Origin of the sequence: Allopontixanthobacter sp. (assembly GCF_034376665.1) — a bacterium.
Lineage (GTDB): Bacteria > Pseudomonadota > Alphaproteobacteria > Sphingomonadales > Sphingomonadaceae > Allopontixanthobacter.
Window position 1 is genome coordinate 1 of the sequence record NZ_JAXMJI010000060.1, and the last position, 26,091, is coordinate 26,091.

General features: G+C 60.9%; 21 protein-coding genes. 9 read left to right on the top strand and 12 right to left on the bottom strand.

Features of this window, described 5'->3' with window-relative positions; all coding sequences use genetic code 11:
* Positions 1-106: 106 nt before the first annotated feature.
* Positions 107-907 (top strand): class I SAM-dependent methyltransferase, encoded by an 801-nt coding sequence (locus U0988_RS06160; protein WP_322291747.1) that lies wholly within the window; start codon positions 107-109, stop codon positions 905-907.
* A gap of 16 nt (positions 908-923) precedes the next feature.
* On the opposite strand, the gene U0988_RS06165 is transcribed toward U0988_RS06160, so the two are convergent.
* Positions 924-2,369: an oligosaccharide flippase family protein gene (locus U0988_RS06165; protein ID WP_322291748.1), complete on the bottom strand. Its 1,446-nt coding sequence runs from the start codon at positions 2,367-2,369 to the stop codon at positions 924-926.
* A 286-nt stretch (positions 2,370-2,655) separates the two neighbouring features.
* On the opposite strand from U0988_RS06165, the gene rfbC reads away from it, so the two are divergent.
* From rfbC to U0988_RS06190, 5 genes are all read left to right on the top strand, one after another.
* The gene (gene rfbC, locus U0988_RS06170) at positions 2,656-3,222 is read left to right on the top strand and encodes a dTDP-4-dehydrorhamnose 3,5-epimerase (RefSeq protein ID WP_322291787.1); all 567 of its coding nucleotides are present in this window, start codon (positions 2,656-2,658) and stop codon (positions 3,220-3,222) included.
* Complete coding sequence (rfbD, locus tag U0988_RS06175) at positions 3,219-4,124, top strand: dTDP-4-dehydrorhamnose reductase (RefSeq protein WP_322291749.1); 906 nt, start codon at positions 3,219-3,221, stop codon at positions 4,122-4,124. The genes rfbC and rfbD overlap by 4 nt, the downstream gene beginning before the upstream one ends.
* Positions 4,125-4,173: 49 nt before the next feature.
* Positions 4,174-5,247: a dTDP-glucose 4,6-dehydratase gene (gene rfbB / locus U0988_RS06180; protein ID WP_322291750.1), complete on the top strand. Its 1,074-nt coding sequence runs from the start codon at positions 4,174-4,176 to the stop codon at positions 5,245-5,247.
* 55 nt (positions 5,248-5,302) lie between these two features.
* Positions 5,303-6,187 (top strand): glucose-1-phosphate thymidylyltransferase RfbA, encoded by an 885-nt coding sequence (rfbA, locus tag U0988_RS06185; protein WP_322291751.1) that lies wholly within the window; start codon positions 5,303-5,305, stop codon positions 6,185-6,187.
* Positions 6,188-6,254: 67 nt separating this feature from the next.
* Complete coding sequence (locus U0988_RS06190) at positions 6,255-8,195, top strand: nucleoside-diphosphate sugar epimerase/dehydratase (protein ID WP_322291752.1); 1,941 nt, start codon at positions 6,255-6,257, stop codon at positions 8,193-8,195.
* Here the strand turns inward: U0988_RS06190 and asnB are convergent.
* Positions 8,164-10,098 carry an asparagine synthase (glutamine-hydrolyzing) gene (asnB, locus tag U0988_RS06195; protein ID WP_322291753.1) on the bottom strand — a complete coding sequence of 645 codons (1,935 nt, stop codon included), beginning with the start codon at positions 10,096-10,098 and terminating at the stop codon, positions 8,164-8,166. The genes U0988_RS06190 and asnB overlap by 32 nt on opposite strands.
* A gap of 131 nt (positions 10,099-10,229) precedes the next feature.
* Between asnB and U0988_RS06200 the strand changes: the two genes are divergently transcribed.
* A complete protein-coding gene (locus U0988_RS06200) occupies positions 10,230-11,810 on the top strand; it encodes a right-handed parallel beta-helix repeat-containing protein (protein WP_322291754.1) in 1,581 nt (526 codons plus the stop codon).
* 28 nt (positions 11,811-11,838) lie between these two features.
* Here the strand turns inward: U0988_RS06200 and U0988_RS06205 are convergent, their stop codons facing one another.
* From U0988_RS06205 to U0988_RS06220, 4 genes are all read right to left on the bottom strand, one after another.
* Positions 11,839-12,936 carry a glycosyltransferase family 4 protein gene (locus tag U0988_RS06205; RefSeq protein ID WP_322291755.1) on the bottom strand — a complete coding sequence of 366 codons (1,098 nt, stop codon included), beginning with the start codon at positions 12,934-12,936 and terminating at the stop codon, positions 11,839-11,841.
* On the bottom strand, positions 12,933-14,243 hold the full coding sequence (locus U0988_RS06210) for a hypothetical protein (protein WP_322291756.1): 1,311 nt from the start codon (positions 14,241-14,243) through the stop codon (positions 12,933-12,935). Before U0988_RS06210 ends, U0988_RS06205 begins: the two co-directional genes overlap by 4 nt.
* Positions 14,240-15,163 carry a glycosyltransferase family 2 protein gene (locus U0988_RS06215; RefSeq protein WP_322291757.1) on the bottom strand — a complete coding sequence of 308 codons (924 nt, stop codon included), beginning with the start codon at positions 15,161-15,163 and terminating at the stop codon, positions 14,240-14,242. Before U0988_RS06215 ends, U0988_RS06210 begins: the two co-directional genes overlap by 4 nt.
* 138 nt (positions 15,164-15,301) lie before the next feature.
* Positions 15,302-16,414, bottom strand: a complete 1,113-nt coding sequence (locus tag U0988_RS06220; protein WP_322291758.1) for a glycosyltransferase family 4 protein — start codon at positions 16,412-16,414, stop codon at positions 15,302-15,304.
* Positions 16,415-16,514: 100 nt separating this feature from the next.
* Here U0988_RS06220 and U0988_RS06225 point away from each other — a divergent pair, with 100 nt between their 5' ends.
* Complete coding sequence (locus tag U0988_RS06225) at positions 16,515-17,693, top strand: DegT/DnrJ/EryC1/StrS aminotransferase family protein (protein ID WP_322291759.1); 1,179 nt, start codon at positions 16,515-16,517, stop codon at positions 17,691-17,693.
* An 18-nt stretch (positions 17,694-17,711) separates the two neighbouring features.
* Here U0988_RS06225 and U0988_RS06230 read toward each other — a convergent pair whose 3' ends face one another.
* The 6 genes from U0988_RS06230 to U0988_RS06255 are packed head-to-tail and all read right to left on the bottom strand — an operon-like array spanning position 17,712 to position 24,623.
* Positions 17,712-18,362, bottom strand: a complete 651-nt coding sequence (locus U0988_RS06230; protein ID WP_322291760.1) for an acetyltransferase — start codon at positions 18,360-18,362, stop codon at positions 17,712-17,714.
* The gene (locus U0988_RS06235; protein WP_322291761.1) at positions 18,359-19,009 is read right to left on the bottom strand and encodes a sugar transferase; all 651 of its coding nucleotides are present in this window, start codon (positions 19,007-19,009) and stop codon (positions 18,359-18,361) included. Before U0988_RS06235 ends, U0988_RS06230 begins: the two co-directional genes overlap by 4 nt.
* Before the next feature lies 1 nt (position 19,010).
* Positions 19,011-20,252: a hypothetical protein gene (locus U0988_RS06240; RefSeq protein ID WP_322291762.1), complete on the bottom strand. Its 1,242-nt coding sequence runs from the start codon at positions 20,250-20,252 to the stop codon at positions 19,011-19,013.
* 6 nt (positions 20,253-20,258) lie between these two features.
* Entirely contained in the window at positions 20,259-22,457 is a 2,199-nt protein-coding gene (locus U0988_RS06245) for a GumC family protein (protein WP_322291763.1), read from the bottom strand.
* Positions 22,458-22,488: 31 nt separating this feature from the next.
* Positions 22,489-23,190, bottom strand: a complete 702-nt coding sequence (locus tag U0988_RS06250) for a polysaccharide biosynthesis/export family protein (protein ID WP_322291764.1) — start codon at positions 23,188-23,190, stop codon at positions 22,489-22,491.
* A 53-nt stretch (positions 23,191-23,243) separates the two neighbouring features.
* Complete coding sequence (locus U0988_RS06255; RefSeq protein ID WP_322291765.1) at positions 23,244-24,623, bottom strand: O-antigen ligase family protein; 1,380 nt, start codon at positions 24,621-24,623, stop codon at positions 23,244-23,246.
* Between the two features lie 216 nt (positions 24,624-24,839).
* On the opposite strand from U0988_RS06255, the gene U0988_RS06260 reads away from it, so the two are divergent.
* Complete coding sequence (locus tag U0988_RS06260) at positions 24,840-26,084, top strand: nucleotide sugar dehydrogenase (protein WP_322291766.1); 1,245 nt, start codon at positions 24,840-24,842, stop codon at positions 26,082-26,084.
* The last annotated feature ends 7 nt before the right edge of the window (positions 26,085-26,091 follow it).

Consider the following 26,091-nt stretch of genomic DNA (forward strand, 5'->3'; position numbering starts at 1 on the left):
AGCCAAACTCTTCACCCGGCTGCCTTGGCACCACGGAAACAATCGCAAGGTCTGCAATTGCAGGTACGGGCGATTCTTTCTAAGGCGAGGGGATCAAGGAGAATTCATGAATCTATACGATCACCTAGCCCGAGCGCGCAGCTTTCTTCGCTCGAAGCGCGGACTGGAGCCCTCGCCATATTTCTCGATCTCGAAGCACCGGATTGAAGAGGTTGGAGAAGCGCATCGTCGCGCCGAATTAGCCACAAGCGATCTGGCGCGAATGACTTTCGGCCATACGGGGCGAGTTGTCGATAAGTGGACACATTATCTTGATCACTACGACCGCCATTTTTCGCGCTTTCGCGCTACGCCGGTCAAAATGCTCGAAATCGGGGTATTCAAGGGCGGCTCACTCGAAATATGGCGCGAATACTTCGGCCCGGACGCAACCATTTTCGGGGTGGATATCAATCCGGAATGCGCTGATCTGGTAACGGAACCGAACCAGGTTCGCATTGGATCACAGGCCGACCCGGACTTCTTGCGGGAAGTGGTTGAGGAAATGGGCGGGGTGGACATCGTCCTTGATGACGGTTCGCACATTGCGCCACACCAGCGGGCCAGTTTCGAAACGCTTTGGCCCATGCTGGGCGACAAGGGGATTTATGCCGTCGAAGACGTCCACACGGCTTACTGGCCGGGGGGATATGAAGGTGGCTACCGGAGAAGCGGTTCAGCTGTCGAGTTCGGAAAGACCGTAGTCGACGACATGCACGGTTGGTACCACGCCAAAGGCGAGCAACTCGTTCGCAAGGATGACGTGGATGGAGTTCATTTCTACGATTCTATTTTCTTCATCGACAAGAAGAAGAGCGAGCCGCCTATGAGCGTCCGTTTGCCACTTGGCTCGCCGATCACGACGTAAATTACACAGAAGTGCGCTATGCTCCGCGACCGCGAAGTTGTTGCAGTAGCCTGACACCCTCATGCATTATAGGATGCTTGAAAAATACCAGTAAGCATGACCACAAAAGCACTCCGGCTCCGACTGACGTAAACAATGTAGGCAAATTTGCCCCGGCATCCCAACTGTTCGTAATCATAAAGACGAGTGGGGGAGATACGGCGGCCGCCGCAAGGGCGCCGCTTCTGGAATATATTTTCAAAAGGTCTGAAAGCCCAAAATTGGCGAATTTCTGGATCCATTTGCGATAGAGGAGCCATCCCAATATCGCTTCGACTACCCGGCCAGATGCCGCACCGGCGATCCCGAACAGTGCCGAGCCGGCGAGCAATGCCGCAATATTGGCACTCCCCCTAATGAGTTCGATCCGCGCCATTTTACCCATCTCGTCATGGATGACGAACAGTTCCCAATGCATCGCAAAAGCCGCATAAATCGCCAGAACGATCATCAGCAAGGCAAGCGGTTCGGCAGCGCCCAGATACGCGGGTCCGTATAGTAGATTGATGATCGGACCGGATAAAACGGCGAGACCTGCAGCCAGCGGCCAAAAAAGCGCCGTGATGATTTCGAGCGACTGGAGATAGGTCGCCGTCAGAGGTTGCCCTTCCCGGTGTTCTTGCGCCAATTGCGCAAAAAGCACACGTGTCCCGGCGCCGTAGACATTGAAAAACAGGAAATCCAGAAGCTGGCTGGCACGGGTAAAAATCCCGACCGCCGCAAGTCCCAGAAGCTTGCCAATCAGCACCTCCGATATCCGGTAGATGAAAAGCGCTAGACCGCTGACCGATAGTATCTTCCCGGCGTAGGTCGCTAGCGGCGCGACGAATTCAAGACCGAGCCTGAAGTGCATGTGTTCGCGGCCAAGAAAGTTGATCAGTATTGCGTTCGTTATTGACCCGGCCAGCACCCCATACGCCAGACTGAGATAGCTCGCTCCTGCAAAAGCGGTAGCCAGCATCACCGAGACGTTTATTGTCGTCGAAATCACGAGCGCGGTAGAAAGCTGCGAAAAGCGCATCTCCCGTTGCAGCATGGCTCCGGGGAAAAACTCGAAAATCATCAGCAGTGGCCGCAGTGCCAGAAGCCGCATAACTGCACCGACACCATCATTCTCCAAAAACCGGGATGTCGGGCCGCTGAGTCCGAGAAGAAGGACCATCAGACCCAGGTTCAGCATCAGGTTGACGGTGAAAGTGGTAGTGATTTTCGCGGGTGTGAGGTTGGCTTCACGGACCACGTAGGAATTGATCCCCACCGACGCGAATATGTTGAAAACACCCGCAATCGCAAAGCCGATTGCATACACTCCCATTTCCGCGGGAGTAAGGAGCCGGGCGACGATGATGGTGCCCGTGAAAAACAAGAGAGCGGCGAAAAGCTGCCCCGACAGCGACCATATCAAGGAACGTCGAACTGACATATCTGCAGAAGATTTCCTGATCGGGCGTTCCGGTTTGTCAGCCAGTTTTGCGAGCCGCTATCATCTGGCTGGCTGTTGCACCAGTGGTTTATACGTGGTTCCCCTGCGTCAAGCCGCCGGTTGCACGCTTTCCATTCCCTACTTATAGGCGCGGCAGGCCGGGACGGGAGCCGCAGGAAACCGAGAATTTAACTAGGAGTATTGCCTCCTTCCTGAGATCTCCTTCGTCACAAAAACCCTATTGCCGGGGACGGCGCACAGCAAACCTATGGTGGAACAGACTATGGTGCCAAAATTGATCAGGCCCCGCCGGTTCGGCGACGACCGCGGCTGGTTCACCGAAAGTTGGAACCGGAAGCGAGAAGCGGCGGCGGGTATTCCATCGAATTTCTGCCAGGACAATCAGTCCTGCTCGACCGCGAAATTCACCCTCCGCGGCCTGCATTTCCAGACGCCGCCGCATGCGCAGGCAAAGCTGGTCCGATGCCTGCGGGGCCGGATCTGGGACATCGCCGTCGATATCCGAAGCGGCTCGCCCACTTTCGGCAAATGGGTCGCCGCAGTGCTCAGCGCACAAGGCGGTGAGCAATTGTTCGTCCCCAAGGGCTTCGCCCACGGGTTCCTGACACTGGAGGATGATTGCGAAGTCGCCTACAAGGTCGATGACTATTACGCCCCCGAATGCGATGCCGGCATCCTCTGGAACGACCCGCAACTCGCGATCGCCTGGCCGCTGGAGGGTCATTCGCCGGTTCTTTCGCAAAAGGATACCGGACTGCGCTCGCTGGCGCAGGCGGAAGGCATCTTCGAATATGACGGCGAACCGCTCGCAGGTTTGGAAGCCGGGGCATGAGCCTGCCGCAATTGCTGGTCACCGGCGGAGGAGGCCAGATCGGCGGCGCAGTCGCGCGCCTTGCCAGCGAATTCGGTTTCGATGCGGTCGCGCCGTGCCGTGCAGACCTCGATCTGACCGATGCGGGCGCGCTGCGGCGTATGGTTGACAGCGCGCCCTGGGCCGCGGTGGTCAATTGCGCCGCTTTCACTGCGGTCGATCTGGCGGAAACCGAACAGGATCTGGCCGAAGCGGTGAACGCGCGCGCACCCGCGGTGCTGGCGAAGGCAACGGCGAACAGGGCAATTCCGCTGGTCCAGCTGTCGACCGACTATGTATTCGACGGTACAAAAGGCAGTCCGAACCTCGAAACCGATCCGGTGCAGCCACTGGGCGTCTACGGCCAGACCAAGGCGCGCGGCGAGCAGGCGGTGCGCGAAGGCAACGCCCGTCACGTTATTTTGCGGACCGCTTGGGTGCTGAGCGCCGGCGACAGGAATTTCCTCGCCACCATGCTCCGCCTCGCCGCCGAGCGCGATCTCGTACGAGTGGTGGACGACCAGCGCGGCAACCCCACCAGTGCGGAGGATGTTGCGCGCGCAATTCTCACAATTCTCGGGCGCCCGGCGATCCCCTCCGGCACGTGGCATTGCGTTAACGCAGGCGAGGCGACGTGGTATGATCTGGCCGAGCACATTTTCGGCAATCTGGAGAGACGCGGCCTTCGCCGCCCCATCCTTGAGTCGATCCCGACCAGTGAGTACCCGACCCCGGCGCCGCGGCCGGTGGACTCGCGGCTCGCGACCGAACGTCTCGCTTCGAAACTGGGCATCGTAATGCGCCCATGGCAGGATATGGTCGACGAATTGCTCGACAAGGCCATCAGCCCGCCAGGGGTAGTCAATCCGGCTTCGGCGGGCTAAGACCCCCGCTCATTTCAACGAACCTTTTCACCTTGAATAAAATGAAAAAATGACGAACCGACACAGAAGAATAGCGGTCACCGGGGGAGCTGGCTTTATCGGATCGGCCGTCGTCAGGCAATTGATCGACGACGCCGGGGCCGATGTGCTGAACATCGACGCACTCACCTATGCCGGAAACCTGGCATCGCTGAAGGATGTCGAAAGCAATCCGCGCTACCGGTTTTCACGCACCGATATCTGCGACGGGCCGGGCATCGCCGCCCTGCTCGCGGATTTTCGGCCGGACGCGATCATCCATCTAGCCGCGGAATCGCATGTCGACCGGTCGATCGAAGGGCCCGCGGAATTCGTTAGGACCAACGTACTTGGCACTGCGACCATGCTGCAGACCGCGACCGAATACTGGCGCGGGCTGACCGGAGACGAAAAGGCAGATTTCCGGTTCCACCACGTCTCAACCGACGAGGTCTTCGGCGCGCTAGGTGACACGGGCTTTTTCAGCGAGACGACGCCTTACGATCCGCGGTCACCTTATTCGTCCTCCAAAGCCGGGTCCGATCATCTTGTCAGCGCGTGGAATCATACTTACGGTTTGCCGACCGTGCTGACGAATTGTTCGAACAATTACGGGCATTTCCAGTTTCCCGAAAAGCTCATTCCGCTGGTCGCGATCAAGGCCCTGCAGGGCGCGCCGCTGCCGGTCTACGGAACCGGATCGAACGTGCGCGACTGGCTGTTCGTGGATGACCATGCCGAGGCGATCCGGCTCGTCTTGGACCAAGGCCGGATTGGAGAAGCCTATCTAGTTGGCGGACATTCGGAACGCACCAATCTGGAAGTGGTCGAAACCATTTGCGAACTCCTGGATTCCTTGAAACCAAAGCCGGACGGCGAAAGCTATCGTTCGCAAATCAGCTTTGTCAGCGACCGGCCGGGTCATGATTTCCGCTACGCCATCGATTGTTCGAAGATCGAACGCGAACTTGGGTGGAAACCGCGAGAGAGCTTCGACACCGGAATGAAGCGGACCATCGCCTGGTATCTGGACAATCCGGATTGGTGGCAGCCGATCCTCGACGGAAATTATCAGGGCGAACGGCTGGGAACGGTCTCGGCATGATGGCGAACCCAATCGGTAACCCTTCCAAACGGGCCATGCAGCCGGAGGTGCAATCATGCGCGGCATAATTCTGGCCGGCGGGACCGGCAGCCGTCTACATCCGGCGACTTTGGCGATCAACAAGCAGCTTTTGCCGATCTACGACAAGCCGATGATCTATTATCCGATGGCGGTCCTGATGATGGCCGGGATCACCGAAATCCTGATCATCTCCTCGCCCGAATACATCGACAATTACCGGCGGTTGTTCGAAGACGGCAGCGAGATCGGGATTGAGATTAGCTACGCCGTGCAGCCGGCGCCGGAAGGCCTCGCGCAAGCATTTCTCATCGGCGCCGATTTCCTTGGCGACCAACCAGCCGCGCTGATCTTGGGAGACAATATCTTCCACGGTTCGGGCTTCATTGAACTTCTTGCTTCGGCCCGGCGGCGAAAATCCGGCGCGACCGTGTTCGCATATCAGGTGCGCGACCCGTCGGCCTACGGCGTAGTGGAACTCGACGCCGCCGGCATGGCCGTCTCGATCGAGGAAAAGCCGCGCGAACCCAAATCCGATCTCGCGGTGACCGGCCTGTATTTCTACGACAACCGGGTGGTTGAACTCGCACGCCGCGTCACCCCCTCCGCGCGCGGCGAACTCGAGATTACCGACCTCAACCGGATGTATATGGAACTAGGGGAACTTCACGTAGAGCAGATGGGCCGCGGCTATGCCTGGCTCGACACGGGCACTCACGAGAGCCTGATCGAGGCCGGAGAATTCGTTCGCGTGGTCCAGAACCGGACCGGAATGCAAATCGCCTCGCTTGAGGAAATCGCCTTCCAGCAGGGATTCATCAATGTTGCGCAGCTGCGCAAACGCGGAGAATTGTTCGCTAAAACCGAATACGGCAGATCTTTGCTCGCCTTGGCCGACAAGCATTCAGGTCTGAAACGATAATGCCGCACATTGCTCCGAACAACGGCAATTGCCGGACCCGCTAATGTCACAACTTGCCGACAGGATCTTGCAACTCCCTCGGGTAAGCAAGCGTGTTATCGCTCTGGCGGTCGATACCACGCTGTGTTTGGCTGCGGTGGCTATCACCTATTACCTGCGCCTGGGCGAATTCATCATGCCCACGGGGCGGCAGTGGCTGTCCTATCTGCTGGCCGTCGTTTTTTCGCTGCCGCTATTCATCAGCTTCGGCCTTTACCGGGCCATTTTCCGGCACGCCGGATGGGGCGCGTTTCGGGTCATCCTGCAGGCCTGCGTAATTTACGGCATCGCCTATGCCGCGGTGTTCACGCTGGTCGGCATCGACACCATCCCCCGGACCACCGGCATAATCCAGCCGATCCTGCTCTTGCTATTGATCGCCGGAGCCCGCGCGATTGCGCGTTTCATCCTTGGCGGGCGGTACCGCCAGATTCTGCGGCGCGAAACACGGCGGGCGATAGTGTATGGCGCGGGCTCAGCGGGCCGACAGCTTGCGGCCGCGCTGATCAGTGCGCATGAGATGCAGGTTGTCGGCTTTGTCGACGACGACAACCTGCTGCAAGGGTCCACGTTGGACGGACGCCCGATCTATCCGCTGTCCAAGCTGCCAGGCATAGTCACCAAGCTGCGCGTGTCCGACGTTCTGCTGGCGATACCCTCCGCCAGTCGCAGCCGGCGCAACGAGATTATCCAGCAAATCCAGGAGTTGCCGGTAGTGATCCGCACGTTGCCCGCGGTGCTCGATCTTGCCCATGGCCGAGTGACGATCAACGATTTGCGCGAGCTCGATATCGAGGATCTGCTCGGTCGCGAACCAGTCCGGCCGTCGGAAGAACTTCTGCAGCGCAAGATTCATGGCAAGGTGGTGATGGTAACGGGGGCGGGCGGATCGATCGGTTCCGAATTGAGCCGGCAGATCTTGCAGCTTCGCCCGCGCGCGCTGCTACTGGTCGATATGAGCGAGTATAATCTCTACAGCATCCACCACGAGCTGGCATCGGCGACGCTTGAAAACGAAGTCCATCTGGTGCCGCTGCTGGTCTCTGTCTGCGATGAAGCACGGATGCGAGCGGTGTTTGCGGCCTACGCTCCGGAAACCATCTATCACGCCGCAGCTTACAAGCATGTGCCGATGGTCGAGAGCAATCAGCTCGAAGGGATCCGCAACAATGTGTTCGGAACCTGCTGCACGGTCCGGCTGGCGATGCAGCACGGCGCAAGGGACTTCGTCCTGATCAGCACGGACAAGGCCGTTCGGCCGACTAGCATGATGGGCACGACAAAGCGCGTGGCGGAGCAGGCATTGCAGGCCATGGCTGCCGAGGGGAGCGAAACGGTGCTGTCCATGGTGCGATTCGGTAATGTGCTAGGGTCCAGCGGCTCGGTGGTTCCGCTGTTCCGGCAGCAAATCAAGAAAGGCGGTCCGGTCACTGTCACCGATGCGCGCATCACCCGCTACTTCATGACCATTCCCGAAGCCGCGCAGCTGGTGCTGCAGGCGGGCGCGATGGCCACCGGCGGCGAAGTGTTCGTGCTCGACATGGGCGAACCGATCAAGATTTACGACCTCGCGCGACGGATGATCGAATTGAGCGGCCTGATCGTCCGTGACGCGCAAAACCCCGATGGCGATATTGCGATCGAGTACGTCGGCTTGCGCAATGGCGAGAAGCTGTTCGAGGAACTACTGATCGGGGACAATCCAATCCCCACATTCCACCCTCGCATTCTGAAAGCCCATGATGCGTTTCGCCCGTGGACCGAACTTTCGATTGACCTGGCGCAGCTGGAGCACTCGGTCGCCAATGGTGACACCGCAGAAGCGCGGGCAATTCTTCTCGCGCTGGTTCCAGAATACGAAGGGACGGGGGCCGGTTCGGACTTGATCGAGATGGCCAATGGTTCGATTGCAGCCCCGATGGCCCGCGCAGGCCTTCTCAGCTCCGGGCTTTCCATCCCGCGAGCATAAGTACCGGCCATAGCTGATGCTGGCGGTTGCTGTCGCCGCTCAGGTGTTCGCCCCATAGTTTGCGCGCGCGCCGCATGTCCACGACCTCGCTCAGATCGCTTTCCGCGCTGTCCAGCAGGCTTTCGGCCCAATCGCGAAGTGGTCCCCTGAGCCAGCTGTCGATAGGTACTCCAAAACCCATCTTGGGGCCGCTCGTCAGGTTCTCGGGGACAAGCCGAGCGAGCACCTGCCGCAGCGGCCACTTGCCGGCACCGTCCCTGATCAGCGTATCGGCCGGCATCCGCATGGTCAGTCGCACCACGTCTGGATCCAGCATCGGGACGCGCGTCTCCAGCGAATTGGCCATGCCCGCGCGGTCGACCTTGGTCAGGATATCGTCCGGCAGATACCCAAGCATGTCGCGCAGCTGCATCGCACGAATCGGGCCCCAACCGGCAGGAAGAGCCTGTCCCGCAGGCAGCTGCGATAGAATTGAGCGCAGGTCGATCCCGTCGGTGTTGCCGGAGGCCAGCAAACGTGCGTACACATCCTCGATCGTCTCGCTGTCGAGGACGCTGCCAATCTTGTGCAGTTTGTCGCCCAACAGCCGGACCTTGCCCGGGACGAACGCCGTGCCCGCCCGGTTGATTGCTGGCGCGGGAAGCGCCGTCAGCGACCGCGCCAGAACTTTTCGCAACGCCAGCGGCAATTTTTCCAGTTTCGACCAGGCGCGGCTGGTGAGCGTGTAACGGTTGTACCCCGCCAGCAGTTCGTCTCCGCCATCGCCCGACAGCGAAACAGTGACGTGTTCCCGTGCGTAACGGCTGATCAGATAGGTTGGTATTTGGGATGAATCCGCAAAGGGCTCGCTATAGATATGCGGAAGGTCCGGCACCACGGCGAGCGCATCGGAAGATCCGATGATAAATTCATGATGGTCCGTGCCCAGATGCCGCGCGATCCCACGCGCGGCGGCCGATTCGTCGTACGCCTTCTCCGCATAGCCGATGGTGAACGTCTTGACCGGACGATCCGATTGCGCCTGCATTAACGCCACGATCGTTGAGGAATCTACACCGCCGGAAAGGAACGCGCCGAGCGGTACGTCCGCCACCATCTGGCGTTTGACAGCCCTTGCCAGCACGGCCTCGAGTTCGCTGACGGCCTCGTCCCCGGTTAGAGGCTCGCAGGATTGGCTGGCGATCAATTCCCCAGCGAGGCTCCAGTACGAGGCTGCTAGCCCCCCCCTGTCCCCGCCATGCGTGAAGGTGACAAAAGACCCGGGCAGGAGCTTACGGACCGACCGGTAGATCGACAGCGGTGCCGGAATATAACCGAATGTAGTCAGCGCCTCGACCGCGGCAGGATTGATCGACCTGTCGAGCGAAGGGTGGGCTTCCAGCGCGGCGAGATCAGACCCGAAAAGCATAACCGCGGCGAGGCCAGCGCCTTGCCAGCCGTAATACAGCGGCTTCTCACCCATCCGGTCGCGCGCCAAGGTGAGTTCGCGGTCCTTGCGGTCCCACAGCGCGAAACCGAACATTCCGGTGGCGCGTTCGAGCGTGTGCGCGACGCCCCAGTGGCTGATTGCCTCGATCAGGACCTCAGTATCCGAATGACCGCGCCAATGGATGTGTCCGTGCTCGGCGTCGAGCGCTTCGCGCAACTCCCCGAAATTGTAGATCTCACCATTATAGGTGATCACGTATCGTCCGGATTGCGCCGTCATCGGCTGATGGCCCGCATTGCTGGTATCGATGATCGACAGCCGCCGGTGCCCCAGCGCGATGCCTTCGTCAGCATTGATCCACGCGCCTTCACCATCCGGCCCGCGCAAGCGGATGGCGTCGGTCATCGCGGCGAGTTGCCGGGGCCATTCCGCAGAGGCTGCCCCCAGGGACATGATGCCGGCGATGCCACACATAACTGCTCGTATCCTGATGATTTGGCGGGCATCAAACGCCCGCGGGGAGACCGCCGCCAAAGCATGCCTCCGGCCAATTCGCAACCACGAGGTTCACCGCACCGCAAGGCGCAGGGCAATAAAGTTCGGTAATGACGGAAACCGCGGGCGCGCCACAGAACAGCTCAACGGGTGCGGGAAGGGATTTCCTCACCCGCCGGAAATTCGCGGTCGCAGCGCTTAGCGGCGTGCTCGCCTCCCGATTGCTGCCATCTGCTGCCGTCGGCGCCGCGGCTTTGCCTACCCGCCGGACGCTCCCGGATTATCGGCGCACCGGCGACCGGAGTGACAGCGAGGCGTTGCTGCGCATGATCGGCAGCGGCATTGCCCATATCCATCTCCCTGGCGGCGGGGGATCGGCCCGGGACGGCACTTACCGGATCGGGATGGACGCAGTACGACAGGGCAGCGGCTTGCCATCGGGTACGCGTATCACCGGAGACGGAGCCGACACAATCGTACGCCCTGCGGCCGCGTCGCAAGGCTGCGTTTTCGACGTGTTGGCGTCGAACGCCCGCGAACCGGTCCGCGATATCGCGTTCGAGGATTTTGCCGTGATCGGCTGGGTGGCGGAGGACCTCTTCAATGAACCGACCCACCTGTTCCGAATCAATGGCCTACGGGGTGCCGTCTTCCGCAATCTGTCGGTATCCGGATTCCAGGGAGACGGGATCTATCTCGGCTCCGGACTGCGGCTCGGTGATGAACGGCACAACAGCCTGGTCGAAATTGCCAATTGCCGGTTCGACGGGCTGAACGGCAACAACCGCAACGCGATCTCGGTAATCGACTGCGACAGTTTCACCCTGACAGATTGTTCGGCCAGGAGAGTGACGCGCAGCGGTGACGGTACAGGCCGGATCCCGCAGACGCCGGCAGAACGGCGCAACCCCCGCTTCGGCCTCGGCATGCCAGGCGCCCTGACGTTCGAGCCCGACCGGGTGGGACGGTTCCCGGTGATCCGGGACGTGCGGGTGCAGGGCTGGTCGGTCGAGGATTGCGGCGGCGCGGCGGTCGCGCTCAATCTCCGCGAGAACGATTCCCTCGACCGACCCCACTCCGCCATCGCGCTCACCAACATCGCTGCGACCCGCTGCCGTATCGGCATCGCGGGTCATGGCTATTCGGGAGACAAGGCGTTGACGCAAGCTGTCCCCTACGGCATTGCGGTCGAGGGATTCGCGGCCAGGGACTGCGCAATACCCTTCCAGTTCGATGGTCTTGTAGACGCATCGCTCGCGGGGACGGCGAACAATTGCGGCACCGCCATGCTGGGGTTTGCTGGCGGCGCCAACCGCGCCATCACGATCCGATGCGACTTCCGTGACTGCGGGAAATCCGACGCGCTTAATCCCGGGGTCGCACTGCGCATCGCCCGCTCGACGCGGAATCTTTCCCTCGATTCGAGCAGCTTTTCCGGTTGCGGATCGAGCCGCGCGGACCAGCCCACCACCCTGATATATTTTACCGGAGGATCCCACACCGGCATGTCAGCAAAAAACCTGAGCGCGCGGGCCACCGTCTCGTCTCCCTCGCAGAGGCCGCGGCTGATCGGCGTCGCCGGCGGTGGGGTCGACCTGTCCGCCCGAAGCGCGGATGTTTCGGTCCAGTCGGCAGACTGGTCATTGGGTGCCGACGACTTCGCAAATATGGTGGCTCGGCGCGGGGGCTGAACCAACCAGCGATCAACGGTTGTCCGGATCAGTTCGGCCGGTCCAGAATTTCGCGAAAGTGGCCCGCGAGCCGGACCGACACAGCCTCGACGGAATAGTTCGTCTCGCACCGCCGCCGCGCGGCTTGCCCCATCTCTGCCCATATCCGCGGGTTTGCGTGGCAATCCTCTATCGCGTGCAACCACTCCTCGGCGCTGTCGGCCAGCCGTCCCGTCTCGGACGTAAGGACATCGCAATTTGCGCCGACAGGTGACGCAACGCTTGGCCGCCCTGCCGCGCCATACTGGACCAGCTTGAAAGCGCATTTGCCTTTCTCGAACAGTGAATCGTGCAGCGGCATCACCCCGGCATGGCAGGAGGCCAGCAAGAGACTTTCTTCGGCAAGCGACCATCTATGCTGTTCTAGCGGCACACCCGGCAGCGCGATATTGCCGGCGCCAATCGCAACCACGCGCAGGGGCAACCGTCTGGCTGCTTCCTGCAGGACGGGCAACAGTCCGATGAGCAAGGGCGAAGTGGTGACGCCGCCGATCCAACCGAGCCGCAATTCTGGCCCGCCGGGATAGGCAGTTTTTGGATAATTCGATATTTGGACGCAGGACGGAACGGCAACGACGCGCTGCGCGCCATGCCGGGTTGCGTATTCTTCAAGATACCGGCTGCCTGCCGTTACCAGAGCGGATCCTTTCAGGAGCCAATCGAGCTTCCTGGAAAAAAGCCTGCGGACAAGGCCTGAACGGTGGGCATCGTAATTGTGAAAGATCGCGTCGTCGTAATCGACAACATAGGGAACCGCGCGGGGCCTGAGCACGGCCTCGACCAGTCCGGGCGCGAACGGGAGAAGTTCCTTTTCGATCCACACGAGATCGTAGTGGTGCGCAGCGAAAGCCGCGCCAATCCTGCGGACATAGGCCGCCGCGATTTTCGCCCAATCCGACAGACCGCGGTGTCGGCCAATGGTAGCGACGATATCTTCGCCAAGCAGCGGTGAAAACTCGAGCTGCCAACCGAGCGCTTCAAGTTCCGGGGCAAATTGATAGAAACGCACCCGGCTGCTTGCACCGTTTTGATCGTAGCGCGACAGAACCAGGATTTTTCGCAACCTGCCACGGTCTGCCAGGGTCATCCGGCAGCCCCGGACGGCGTGTCAGACCCCCGCACCGCGCGCGTGTCCGTCGCCCTTGCGTAAGGAAACAGCACAACCGGGCCCATCAGCAGCCCGAGATAGATGAAGGATTCGGGATACGGGTTGGTGAACGAGGCCAGTGCGATGGCAAGCCATCCTGAAAACAAGAATACGTCGAGCGGCCGAAGCTGGCGGCGGGCCGCCGTGCGCACGAACGCCCCGAGATACACCGCAAAGGGGATGAAGGTCAGGAGGAAACCGAAAACGCCCAGCCGGTATATCGATGCCAAAGCAAAAATCTCGTACCGCCACGGGTATTCGAAGTCTCTCACATAGGCGACGCCGATCCCGTGGCCCGCGCCGAAACCATTGGTCGCAGCAATCCCGTCGAGCAGGGAGAAATACTGGGTCGTCCGCTCCACACCGCCTCCGGAAAGTACTTTCTCCGCAAGTGCCTCGACGACCACCCCGATATCAACCATCTCGAGGAAGGACGCCAGCAAGGCCATCAGGACCAGCCCACCGGTGCCGAACAGCAGCGCCCGAAGAAATAGGCCCGGTTTCTTCACTGCGCCTGCAACCCGGTCTGAAATTATGAACGGACGCAAAACCAGTCCGGAAACGGCACCGATGGCGCAGGCCACAAGGAGCGCGGATCGCCCGGAGGTAAGCGCCACGACGATCAGCACCAGCGGCATGAACAGCTGCCAGATCCCTTTCCGGTAGATATCCGGCACGGACAGCATCGCCGAACTGATAAATACCAGCGTGGCGTAGACGTGCATCGTTGCCGAGACGGTACCTTCCCGCACCAGAACATTGGGTTCACTGCTGAAGATCTTGGCCGCATCTGCGCCGAAGGTCAGGAATATGTAGAAGAACAGCGCAACCGAAAGGGCGGACATCAAGGCAATTGCTTCGAACAGCCGGAAGATCGCTACTTCGCTGAACTGCCGACGCACCGCGAGGAATATCAACAGCCAGAAAATCGGCGCGGCTACGAACACCGCCACCGATTGCAACGCCGCCTCCAGCGGGGCGCCGCGGTTCTGTCCGATCGCAATGTAAATCCCGTTGACGATTACCGAGATGCCGAACCACGGGATCAGTAGTGACAGGGTCTGCCTGTCGCCCTCCCGGATCATCACGATCACCGCGAAAAATGCCAAGGCCAAAAACAGCAAGGCGCTGAAAGCCTGAACCGCATGCGGGAACGAAAACAGCACGCACAACAGGATGAACGCGATCCGGCTCGACAGTGCATCGCCGTGAAACGGAATGGAGAAGGGGCTGATGCGACCGGTCACGGCGCGTCTCTAGCGAAATAGCGCTGCAAGAAAACCCGGTATCCCTCGGCTACTTCGCCTATCGCACCCGCGCGCCCCGAAGCGAGAGCCTGACCGATGCGGGCCAAGGGTTCGGCCGTCAGCATAGCGAGCAACACCAGGAGATGAGCGCCTCGGCCGAAATGCAGGGCGCTAAACCTTGCGCGTCCTTCCATCGCATAGCCCAGCCTCCGCCCGAGAATCTGCCGGCTGGTCCCGCCCCCTGCGTGGAACGCCGAAGGCGCGGCCAGATATCTGATCTTCATGTTACCGGCCCTCAGTCTGGCGGATAGATCGAGGTCCTCCATATACATGAAGAATTTCGGGTTAAACCCGCCCACATGATCAAAGGCTGCGCGGCGAACGCAATAGAATGCGCCGATGACATGATCGACGTCGCGATCGGACAGGTGATCAAAATCTGTCATAATTACCGGCGGAAAGGGCCGGGGAGCAATTCGCGATACGCCGGTCGATTCCGCCAGGAACATCGCGGGGCGCGGCTGACGGGCGCAGTGCCGCTGGGTCTGCCCGGCCGCGTCCGTCAGCCGAATGCCGCACGCGACATACGCCCGCTCGGTGTCGGAAAGGAGAAATTCCGCAGCGCCGCGAATGGAATTGGGTCGGACGCAGCAGTCAGGATTGACCAGCAGGATCAGCGGAGCGGTGCCGTAACTCGCCCCCATATTGCACGCCTTGCCGAAACCGAGATTTTCGCTGGACTTGATGATCGTTAGGCGTTCGTCCGCAAAATCGAGGTCTGCTGATCCGTCCTGCGATGCATTGTCTACCACCATGATGGCCGCGATGTCGCCAGCATCATGCGCCAGCAAGCTCGCCACGCAATCTGCCAGCTGCTCGCCGGAATTCCAGTTTACGATGACCACATCAACGCTGGGCATAGGAATTTTTCGACCTGCAGCCTGTGATTGACACGAAGCGATTTCGACTTGCAACGCCACCGCTAGTCCGGGTCTGGCGGCAACATGACGTCCCGACGCCATAGGCAATGTTAAGCCCGTCGGCAAACACCATGCGGCTCACAGACCCAGATGCTCGACGAGCATTTTGCTGACCGTGATATCCGAATAGCGCTCCTCGGCAATTCGGCGGCTGGCCAAACCCATGGCATTTCTCGTCGCGGCATCGCCCGCCAGACTGCGCATGGCCTCCGCCAAGGCCGCGCTGTCTCCCACGGGAACCAGCAGCCCATTCTCTCCCTCGATCACCGTTTCGCGGCATCCCGGAGCGTCGGTCGTGATGATCGGGCGGCCCATGGCCATCGCCTCCAGCACCGAGCGTGGAGTGCCTTCGCGGTATGACGGCAGGACATAGATCGACGACGAAGCAAGTGCCGGCCGGACATCCTGCAGCTCGCCCAGCACCTCCAGCCCAGCTTCCTGCCACCTTGCGATTTCCTCCGCCGGGACGACATCGGGGCCACTGCCGCCATAGCCCACCAGCAGGCAGCGGGCCGACGGCAGGTTGCCCAAAACGGCAATCGAAGCCTCGGCATATTCGCGCAGCCCCTTGGTCCACAAGAAGCGCGAGATCATCAGAAATACGGGCCCGGACGCCAGCGGCGTCGGTGCGAAGCTGGCGATATCCACCCCCGAACCGTCGACCAGACGCGCCTTCATCGGATTCCCCAGCGAGCCGGCGGCAGTAAAATCCCGCCAGTCGTCCGGATTCTGGAAAATCACCACAGAGTTAAGCATCGTGGCGATTCGGTAAAGCCCGCGTGCGATGCGCTGCATGACTTTACGGCGAAATCCGCTCCCCGGAATGAACGCATAGCCCAGCCCCGTTACCATGGACGCCGACCGGGCACCCGTTCCCGCCGCCGCGATAGCGCCCCAGATATTTGGCTTGATCGTGTAATTGAGGACGAAGTCTGCGCGGATCTGCCGGCACAGCCTGCGCAGCGCCGCGCAATAGCGCAGATCCCCCAGTAGGCCCACGCCGTCGCGGGACAGATCGATCGAATGCACCGTTGCGCCCCAGTTTTGCAGTGTTTGCGCCGTCTCGCCCTCAAGCCCGGGCGCGCTTACGTGCACCCTGTGGCCGCGTGCCAGTAGCAAGCGGATAAGCGGGCCACGGAAGTTGACCAGCGACGACGCCAGCGAGCCGTTGAGAAGGATCGTCTTGCTCATTGTTCGCGGGCTTTAAAGTGACCCCTGGGCAATGCAAGCTGCTAGCTTCGCCGCAGTGATTTTCCTTGCAATTCAGGCGCGGACGCGGCTTGAAACGCGAATGCTCAACACCACCCTGTCGCCATGGCCCTGCTTCACCCGGGAAGAGACCGAGGCCGTTGCCCGAACGCTCGGTTCTAACCGGGTGAATTACTGGACCGGCCAGGAAACGCGTGAGTTCGAACGGGAATTCGCGGCGTGGACCGGTACGGAGCATGCGGTTGCATTGGCCAACGGGACGCTCGCCCTCGATGTCGCGCTGCGCGGCCTCGATATCGGGCCGGGCGACGATGTCATCGTCACACCGCGCACCTTCATCGCGTCCGTATCCTGCGTCCTGAATGCGGGCGCCAGACCGGTCTTTGCCGATGTCGATCCCGACTGCGGCAACATTACCGCCGATACGATTCGGGCCGTCGCGACACCGGCCACCAAGGCAATTCTCCCGGTGCATCTCGCAGGATGGCCTGCCCCGATGCCCGCGATCAACGCCTTGGCGGACGAATTGGGGGCGGTAGTCATCGAGGACTGCGCACAGGCGCATGGGGCGGCAATCGGCAACAGGCGGGTAGGATCATGGGGCCATGTCGCGGCATGGTCGTTCTGTCAGGACAAGATCATGACCACTGGCGGTGAAGGCGGGATGGTCACCACCAGCGGCGAGGCCCTGTGGCGGCGGATGTGGGCGTTCAAGGATCATGGCAAGAGTTGGGAAGCGGTGTACGAACGCGAACATCCCCCCGGCTACCGATGGCTGCACGAATCGATCGGTACTAACTGGCGGATGCTGGAGATGCAGGCAGTAATCGGCCGGATCCAGCTTACCCGCATGGACCACTGGACGGCCGCGCGCGCTCGCAATGCGGCGCGTATTCGCGAAACTCTCGCGCAATTCCCCGATGCGCTGCGGGTTCCTGTACCCCCGGCGGACGTGGTGCATGCCTATTACCGGCTCTATGCCTATGTCCGGGCAGACGGCTTGAAATCTGGCTGGTCGCGGGACCGCATCGTTAGCGAAGTGCAGGAGCGTAGAATTCCACTGGGCCAGGGAAGTTGTTCCGAGGTCTATCTCGAAAAGGCGTTCGACGGACTGGACGTCAGGCCGAACAAAAGACTGCCCATTGCCCGCGACTTAGGCGAAACAAGCCTTGCATTCCTGACCCATCCAACACTGACCGACGACGATCTGGACCAGATGTGTGCAGTAATGGGCGATGTGATGGCCCTGGCCGCCAGGTAACGCCTTGCAACGGACTGATCAGCTAGACCGCGGTGTGATCGGCCGCGCGGGGTTTCCCACATAGGTCGCACCGTCGGGAACATCGCCGAGCACCACTGCGCCCATGCCGATGACCGCGCCCTTGCCGATTTGCAGTTTCCTGCCGGGCGTTCCCTGACGGATCAGCGCTCCGGCCCCGATATAGGCCCCGTCGCCGACCTCCACATTGCCGTTGCAACATACCGAAGGGGCAAACGTCACGAAATCCCCGATGGCGCAATCATGTTCGACGTAAGAATAGATGTTGGCGTGGAAATGCGCGCCGATCCGGATGTTGCTCGTGAAAGTTACGAAAGGTGAAATGATCGCTCCTTCGCCGACCACGACATCGTCCATTTCGACAATGGGCGCACCGCGGACGGTCAGAAAGCGTATACCGGCTTCGGCACATTTAAAAGCCAGCGCCTTGCGCAGCGCACCATCGGCGACGGCGAGTGCGATGCCTTTGTCGCCCGCATCCCGTTCCCGGAATTCGCCAAGGGTCATCACCGCGTGCCCGTTACAATGGTCGGCGGAAAAACCGTCATCCACAAAGACGCATTCGGCAGCCGGATACATGGCCCGCAAGAGCGGCATTATGCCCCGACCCGCGCCGCCGGCACCGTAAATCGCATAGAGAGGCTGCGTCATGCGCCGTTATCCCTGCCGACGGCGGTCCGGTCCGAACCATTGGAACCTTCGAACCGGCTCATCGTCGCCCGGCCTTGCGCCGAAATGCCGTCGCGTCGGAGGACCTTGAGTACGGTCATCCCGAGGATTTTCAGGTCGAGCGCGAGTGATCGGTTGCGCACGTACCAGATGTCATGGGCGAATTTCTCTTCCCAGTTCAACGCGTTGCGCCCGTTGACCTGTGCCCATCCGGTGATCCCCGGCCGGACGTCATGGCGCGCGGCCTGTTCCTGGCTGTAGAGCGGCAGATATTCCACCAGCAGAGGACGCGGTCCAACCAGGCTCATGTCGCCGCGCAGGACGTTGAACAAACTCGGCAATTCGTCGATCGAAGTCGATCGGAGGAACTTACCCAGCGACGTCAGCCGCTGCTCATCCGGCAGCACCTCTCCAGCGCGAGTGGTGGTTCCGGTCATGCTGCGGAATTTGAATAATGCAAAACATTCACCATTCCTGCCGGGTCGCTGCTGCACGAACACGACCGGCCTGCCCATGCATAGCGCGATCAAGGCCGCTGCGACGAGCATGACCGGAAAAACCAGAACCAGTGCCACCGCCGCGCAGCCGAAATCTGCCGTACGCTTCACCAGTTCAGGCAAAATGCCCATTTCAGGATCCTCCGGTCAATTCTATCGCCGCGATCGTGGCTTCCAGATCATCAATACCCGAACTGCCGGTTGCGGACACTGCGATCCGCTGCGCGCGGCAACCCCTTGGCACGGAAAAAGTCATTGCGAGCGTGTCGGGGTTATTGCGCGGCGTTACCTGAACCGAAGTGCGTTCTGCCCAGTTGCCTCCGGACTGGCACGCCACCGTCCAGCCAATCGAACTACCTTCCGGAATCCGGCGGCTGGACGCTTGGACGATGAGCCGGTAATTGCCCGGTGACAGAAACAGCAACTTGGTGGCGACGACATCGCTTTCTGCCGATGTCGCGAATATTTCCATCGCAGTTCCGGAACCTTGAGCGCTGACCAGCGCTGCCCCGATCGACGCGCCGCCGAACATGCGCCAGGCGTAAGCCCCATTGCCCTCATCAACCAGCGACGGCGTGAGCGACGGCGAAACGCTGACCTTCGGGTCGACCGATGCGGTCCGCCTGAGCAATGCCCGCGCCAATTCCATATCGTCTGTAGCAACGAGGCGTTCGGTCAATTGAAGCTTGAGCGCCCGGTAAATATCGTTGTTCGGATAGTTTTCGGCAGTGGATATCAACAATCCGGCGTTACGCGGGCTGGGTGTCTCCGAAATCAGATAATGAAGAAAACCCGGCAACCATTCGGGCTCGTTCTCGAAGAAATAAGCGAAGGACCGGCGCATCTCCGTATTCGCTAAGGCATTGCCCAGGACGGGGTACAGCAGTTGGCGTGATGCCCGGCTGGTACGCATCGCGGTATCGAAATGTTTTAGCGCCTGCCGCTCCTCGCCGCGCTCCGCAACTTTGAGCGCCTTGAACAGCTGCGCGAGCTCATCGCGGCGAGAATAGCGAATCGCGAGGTCCACGAACTGCTCCGCCTCGGGCGAATCGGCTGGCTCGGTATAGGCCAGCAACCGCAAGGCGGCGGGATTCACGGGACTTTTCCGTAACGACGCCCGCGCCACGGCGGCGGCATTTTCTCGGACCGCATCATCCTGCGGATTTTCCAGCAATTTGACCTGCGCGAGAGTTACCGAGGCAACTGGGTCCTGTGGGTCGCGGATCAGGATGGTGGCAGGGCTGCGCGCGCGAAGCACCGATTGCATCGCATGATCGGCGGCGAAAAAGGCCGGGACCAGCGCGACCGCCATGAAGATTGCCAGCCGCTTGTATGGGAGCGGCTGGCTCTTTGGCCGGTCCTTGGTTCGGGCCATGTTCGGTTAGCCCTTGGCCGAAGCTGTGCCGGCCGTATCGCCATACCCGTAGCCATAGCCGTAGCCATAGCCATAGCCCGCCTGGCGATGGGGCAATTTGGTCAGGACAAGACCGAAGAACTTTGCATGGACGCCGCGCAGTCGGTCGAGCGCGGAACGGATCCCGCGCACCGCGACCCCGCCGGCCTCGGCCACGAAAATGCTGCCATCGACCGCCGACGCGAGAAGCGGCGCATCGGCCAACCCGAGAATTGGCGGCGAATCGACGATCACCATGTCGTATTTTTCCAGCGCCTCGCGGACGATGTTCGCCATCGCCGTGCTGCTGAGCAGCTCCGACGCGCTCGGCGGCATCGGACCCGCCGGAACATGATCGAGCCCTTCGGTACCTGTACCGCGCAAGGTGCTCGCCAGATCCGCATTCCCGGAAAGGATGTTCGACAGGCCCTTGGCGTTCGAGCTTCCGAAGAAACCGTTTATCGAGGGCGAGCGCATATCGGCATCGATCAGCAACACGCGCTGCCCGGTGCGGGCAATGATGGTCGCCAGCGCGACGCTGGTGATGCTCTTGCCTTCGGCCGGACGCGTGCTGGTGACCATGACCGATCGCGGCAAGCCCTGCGGCGTGGCGAAAGCCAGGTTCGAACGAATGGACAGGTAGGCTTCCGACAGTTCCGATTTGACGTCCGCCAGGCTGGCGATCGGGTCCAGTTCGTCCAGATCGGGAACGCTGCCAAGGAAGGGTATGTTGAGTTCGCGGCGAACCTGCGCCGGATCCCTAAGCCCTTCGTCGGCCTGTTCCATCAGGAACACCGCGATACCCGCCACCGCCCCGCCGATCAGCAAGGCGAGCGCCATGTTCAGGATCAGGTTGGGCGAGGACGGGCTTTCGGGCACTTCGGCCGAATCGACGATCGAGATATTGTTGGCTTCGACGCCGGCGACCCCGATTTCCTTATAGCGCTGCAGCAAGGCATCGTAGAGCTGGCGGTTGGTATCGGCTTCGCGCAGGAAGATATTGTACTGGATGGAATCGCGCTGTTGCCCATCGAAGTCGCGCTTGAGCTGGTTGACGCGCCGGAGAAGTTCCTGTTCGCGCTGGATTGCTTCGCGGGCCTGCGATGTCCGCGTGTTGCCGATCCGGGCAACTTCACGCGCGATGGAGGCATCGAGAGCATCGATTTCCTGCCTCAGCGCACGCGCGGCAGGATATTCGGGTTCGAACTTGACCAGCAGATTCGCATATTGACCGGCCAGTTCTTCGCGCCGCTGGCGCAGCCCGGAAATTGCGGGGCTGCTGGTCGCTTCGGCCGTGGAGGCCGCGCCACCCATCCGGCTTTCGGCCGCAATCCGGTCCGCAGTGGCCCGGCTCAGTTCGGCGTTGAGGGCGGACAGGTTGAATTGCGTGATCGTCTGTTCGCTTTGGGTCCGTCCTTCGGCATCGACCTGACTTGAAAGCGAGATGATGTCGTTGCGCGAGGCATAATCGACCAGCTCCCGATCCGATACTTCGACCTTGGTCCGCAGATCGTCCAGCTGCCGTTCGAGAAACTCGCGCGCCTCATTGGTCGAGGCGAAACGGCGGGCGATGCTCAATTCGACGAATTGCTGTGCCCAGTCGTTGCTGATGGTGGCCGACAATTGCGGATCGGCCGAACTGTAGTGGATATCCACCAGGGCAGACCCGCGCAGGGGTTCGATGGATACATGGCCGAGAAGGATATCGACCGCCCGTTCGAAGCGCCGTTTGCGAGTTTCGGTGGTCACGCGCTCGGTCAACTGGGCTTCGTCGGCCGGGATTTCCACCCCGTGGGCGGAAAAGAATTCCGGATTGTCGGCCAGCCTGAGATGACGGGCAACGCGCTCCCCGAGCGAACGCGCTTCAAGCAATGCGTATTGCGTCTGGTAGAATTCAAGGTCACCACGGGCATCGCCGGATTCAACACCTTCCACATTCGTGACATTCTGGCGCTGGCGCGAAATCTCGATTCGTGTGTCGGCGGTAAAGATCGGCGTCATCAGCAATGTAGCGATCAGGCCAAAGGCAAGCGCCGCCACGAGTATGGCAATGACCACCCATTTGCGGCGCAGGACGACATCCCACCATTGCAGCAGGATCGGCGGGTTGTCGTCAGAGCGGATCAACTGATCGCTCTGATCGGCTTCGCGGGCTGAAGTGTTGTCGATGGTGTTCGAAGAGAGCATCTAAAATCCGTAGGTTTGCGGCATCCCGCGCTTAGTTTTGAAGCCAGACCACCAGCGGGGTAGTGAGAGCGGGAAGGATTGCGAGGCCATCGCGGAACATCTTGCGCGCGGTCGAATCGCCGACAACCACGATATCGTCGGCATAGATCGGCGGGTCGTCGTATCGTCCGCGGCTGATTGCCGCGAGATTGTAGAGGGCCGCATATTTCCGGCCCTCGGCTTCGCGGAACACGACTACATCGCCGAGGTCGGCGAATTCCGTTCCGCCGCGGGCCCGGGCAACCGCCTGAAGCAAGGTGGTGCCGTTGGCGGCCGGGAAACGCCCCGCTTCCTGAACTTCGCCGGTGACGGTGAAGAATTTGCTCAAGGTTTCCTTAAGATTGACTGAAACCTGCGGATCCCGGATATAGGACGCCTGCAGACGCAAGCGGATCATCGCTTCGACTTCTTCCGGCGAATGGCCGCCGGCATCGATGACACCCGCAATCGGGAAGGAGATTCGGCCGGCGGAGTCGACCTGCAACTCGCGTTCCTCCATTCCTTCGATGCCGAATACGTCGACCGTCAGCCGATCGAGCGGACCGATCACATATCCGCGGTTCGCCAGCTGTGCCGCGTCATCGGGCACGGGCAAGCCACCTTCCATGACTGTAAGATTAGGGGCGCCGCCAATTTCCTTGTTGCCTGCACAGGCACTCAGCAGAATGGCTGAAAACAACACGAGGTATTTCAAGGTTCTTCCTTCGTCGGCCAGTACGGACAAGACATCAACTAAGCGCGGTAGCGCTAGCGGGTTTTTGGTTCGGCTCCAAGCCTTTCCGGAACCATCCAGATTATTCCGACCACCAGTAAACAAGCCAGCGACGGAACCCGGAGGGGGTAATCCGCGATACTGCCCAGAACCAGCGTCAGCACGATGATCGATCCCGCTCTAGCGAGTTGAACCCGGGAATTATCCGCTTCGCCGCCGAACCAGGATTGCCATGCCCATTTGCCGGCGATGGCAAGCCCGGCGAGCGCAAGGACAATTGCTGGCAAGCCGCCTGTCATGAAAAGCTCGAGAAAATCATTATGCGCATGGTTGACGTAGCTCGGGCCGATAAGACTGTCGGGTTCGTCGATCTTGAACGCCTCTACAAAGGTGCCGAGACCGCTGCCGAACGGGAAGAATTCCAGCGCCGCGTCGATGGTCGGCCCCCAAATCGAAAACCTCAGGTCTTCCGACACGCCTTCTGAAAACAGCCGGTTGATTGCCGTCGCGCGCGACAACAGAAAGCTCGCCCCACCGACCGCGAGAAATGCCGCTAGCAGCAACAGTGGGCGGCGACCTGCCTTGTGCGCCTCCCGCCGCCGGTGCAATCCCTCCTGACGGCGATAGAAGAGAGCGCTTCCCGCAATCGCCAGAACGGACAGCAACAGGCCCGCCCGCGAACCGGTGGCGAGGATCATCGGCACGAGGGTAATCGCCACCGTGATCGCCAGCCAGCTGCGTAACTTCATCGAATTTTCCGTGTTTCCCGAACTGGCAAATAGCGTCAACAGCGGGAACATCACCGCAAGCAGCATGGCGGCATGATTGCGGTTGGCGAACAGACCGACTGCCATTCCATCGGTATGGATGCGGTAGAAATACAACCGGCTGTCGGGCGGGCCGATAATCTGCAGGAGCCCGAGCACGGCTGAAAATGTTCCGATTCCCAGCAGAACCGGCACCAGCCGCTGCAAATGGCGGGACCCGAGACGCGCGATCAGAAGCAGCGCAGCGAGCGGCGTGAACATCGTGAAAAACGCGTTCCACGTAGAATCCGGCGCGAGGCTGAGCGGCCGCCAGACGTCCCCCGTCCCGCTGAGTCTGTCGGTCTCGGCCAGCAATTCCCTGCCGGACAGGGATTGCCACAGACCCGGCGGCAGGGGCAGAAGATGGAGCAGGATCAGCGCCATGCTTCCCAGTAATATGCCGAAGACCATACGATAACGTAGAGTATCGGTCAGCGCCAGGCCGACCAGCGCGGCACCGCAAACCAGCACCGAAATCGGTCGAAGCACGATCAGCGACTGAATATCTCCGCGTGACCCGCCACCGATCAGAAAAACCAGGCCCAGAAACACCACCAGAGCCGCAAAGTGCCGCTCGGCAGGGTCATGAAGAAGTCTGTTGCTTTTCACGGTGTGGGCTTCGCTCGATATCGCTGGAAGGGGGCCTGATAGGGATATGCGGTGCCAACAGCAAGCGGCTGTGAACGTTGAAACTTCAGCGGTGCGCTCAAGTAGCCGTTGCCCGAGGGGTCGCGCCGCCCTAAGGCCCTGTCGCGATCATGCCGCCTGCCCTTGGAAAGCTGTTTCGGAACGATGGACACTACCCCGCTTCAAATAAAAATATGCGTGATCGGACTTGGCTATGTCGGATTGCCGTTGGCAATCGCGCTGGCGAAACGATTCGGCACAACGGGACTCGATGTCGACGCGGTCCGCATCGCCGAACTGGAACGGGGCCTGGACCGGACCCGGGAAATCACGCCCGAGCGGCTGGCGGCATCGAGCCTGAAGCTCACCGGCGATCCGAAGAATTGCCCTCCGGCCGATTTCTATATCGTCACCGTCCCGACGCCGATCGACAACAACAACCGGCCCGATCTCTCGATCGTGGAGGCCGCCTCGCGCACCGTTGGCAGCATGATCGAAAGGGCATCCGCCGCTGGCCGCACCCCGATCGTGATCTACGAAAGCACCGTTTATCCCGGAGTTACCGAGGATATCTGCGCGCCAATCCTGGAACAGGTTTCGGGCCTCGAATGCGGGACCGACTTTTTCCTTGCCTACAGTCCAGAACGCATCAATCCCGGCGACCGTGAACATACGATCGACAAGATCACCAAGGTCGTGTCCGGGCAGACCCCTGAAGTCCTCGAGGAAGTTGCCCAGCTTTACGGCGCGATCACCAGCGGCGGGGTGTTCCGCGCCGCATCGATCAAGGCTGCCGAAGCGGCCAAAGTCATCGAGAACGCACAGCGCGATATCAATATCGCCTTCATGAACGAGATTGCCCAGATTTTCGGGCGGATGGACCTTTCGGTCTGGGATGTGCTGGAAGCGGCACGGACCAAGTGGAATTTCCTGCCGTTCGGGCCGGGATTGGTGGGCGGGCACTGCATCGGCGTCGACCCCTATTACTTGTCCCACCGGGCGGAGGAGCTGGGCCATGACCCGAAGGTCATTCTTGCCGGGCGCGGGGTAAATGACAGCATGGCAGACTGGGTTGGCGAACGACTGCATGCAGCGCGCGGCGCAGCCAAGGGTACTGCCCTCGTCCTTGGGCTGACATTCAAGGAGGATGTCCCGGATCTGCGGAACAGCAAGGTGGCCGATCTGGTCGCAAGGCTGACCGGGCTCGGCCATGATGTCACCGTCCACGATCCGCATGCCGATGCGGCGGAAGCGCTGCAGGAATATGGCCTGACGCTGGACGAAACTGCGCTGGACCGCCAGTATGATCTGGTCTTGCTTGCAGTTCCCCACCGCGAGTATGTGGCGATGGGCGCGGCGCGGTTCCGCGGCCTCACCAATTCCGGCGGCACTCTGGCCGATCTCAAGGGCGCGCTGGGCGGCGCGGCCGACTGGACGCTTTAGGGAAACG